Genomic DNA, 1,877 nt, shown 5'->3' with positions numbered 1-1,877 from the left:
GATAAATGGTTTTTGCTCTTTAAGTTTTTGTTTTATCTCAGTTAATTTTTCTATTTCCTCATCAATTTCTGTTTTTTGTTTTTCAATTATTTTTTTAAATTCTTCTTCATCAAGTAAATCTTTTTGTTTAGGAAACTCTTTTTCAAACATATCCGACTGTACTGCCTGTTTGCCAACAGTAAGTGTTTGCTTTTTCTTCTGAAGAGTTATAATTCTATCATCTATAATCTGATGGAATATCCGTAGTTCTTCTTGCAGAATTGCATCTTCAGTTTTAAATTTTGCTGTTGGGTCGTTGTTATAATATTTTTCTTTCTCATTTTTCAGTTCAGTAAGTTTTCGTTTTAATGATGGCGATAAATAAATATCTCTTAGATTTAAGTTAATACCACCTATTTCCTGAACAAGCGAATCACCAACTCTTAATTTAAGGTTTAAGTTTGGCAGTAATGGATAAAGTTTTAAGTCACCTAAAGTTAAATCCGATTCTATCATAAGTGATAACCAGAGTCGGAGTTCTGCTGAATGAACAGCCCAGGGCATTACATCAACGCCATAAAGTGAATGACCAATTATTCTTTTTTTCAATTCATAATCAGTCATTTGACGGTTTAAGTGTGAAAACACTGTCCTGTAAAGTTCAGTAAGGACTTTTAACATACCCACTAAGAAAGCACCACTACCGCAAGTAGGATCCAAAACAGCAAGTTCATCAAGTGTTTCTTCAATTTTTTCCCAGAGATTATTCTTGTCAAAATATTTCTCTTTTTCTTTATGATTTTCATTAAAGACAAAATTGTAAATTAAATTTTTAGGAACGGCTTCTAACTTCTTAATGAGATATTCTACAAGAGACCTTCTGCACATAAAATCCACTTCTACTTTAGGAGTATAGAATATTCCCAAATCCTGTCGCTCATATATTTCTTCAGCAACATTAGCAAGTGATTCATAAACATAACCTATCATCTGTGGGTCAACTGCAACTTCAACATCAAGGGGTAAATCCTCTCTAATAGTGAAATTATATTTTTCAAAGAATTTTAAGATTTTGTCTATAAAGTCATCAGGAATATTTATAGATAGTTCATCCAATTCATTTCTTTTAAATAGTCCGCCGTTTAAGTACGGTGCAAGACCTAAAGCATCTCGTACATCCTGAGGCAAATACTGTGGATGGCTGAACCGATTATTAAATGCTTCAAGGAATAAAACTTTTAGCCATTTCTCATAAAATTCATCTTTCCCTTTTTTTTCTTCAAGATATCTTGACCAGAACCATTTCATAAATTTAGGTGAGGATTTAAGCCATCTTTTTTTATCAATAAAATAGATAAACATTATTCTGTTTAACAATTGCTGTGAAAACTCGTGCGATTGTTTTATGTTAACATATTGTTTTAAAAGGAATTTTCGTATTTCAAAAAATATGGTTTTATAGTCATCGAAGAAAAGTTTACTTACTTTTTCAACACTGAGGGCTTCTTGTAAAATCCTATAGGTCATGGCTGGTTCTGACTTATCTTTTTGAACAGCCATATTGGAAAGGACTAATTTATCTGTATAATAAGCATTTTCTCTATCAAAATTTAGTTTTACCAGTTTACGTTTCCATACGCCAGCACTTTCACGAATTTTTTCTACTAAAATAAATGTATAGTCCTTATAATCCTGAGTGATAACAAATAATGGATATTGAATTTCTCGTTCAAAATAAAGTGGTAAGTTTCTTATAATTTCAGGTGAGAGATGCTTTAATTCAATTAAAAATATCTGAAATCTCTTTTCATAGTTAGCAATTGTATAGATTTTTTTAATAAATTCTTTATCTTTTTCTCTTAATCCGAACGCATCTAATCCACTAAAGGAAGTATCCA

Annotated in this window: 1 protein-coding gene; it reads right to left on the bottom strand. The window is 30.5% G+C overall.

Annotated features, from left to right (window positions below; genetic code table 11):
• On the bottom strand, positions 1-1,877 hold a 1,877-nt coding region (locus AB1349_14050; protein MEW6558447.1), incomplete at both ends, for a DNA methyltransferase.

The sequence above is a fragment of the Elusimicrobiota bacterium genome, assembly GCA_040757695.1.
Classification (GTDB): domain Bacteria; phylum Elusimicrobiota; class UBA8919; order UBA8919; family UBA8919; genus JBFLWK01.
Note: the sequence above shows the minus strand (reverse complement) of the source record. Positions and strands in the feature narration are given on the sequence as shown.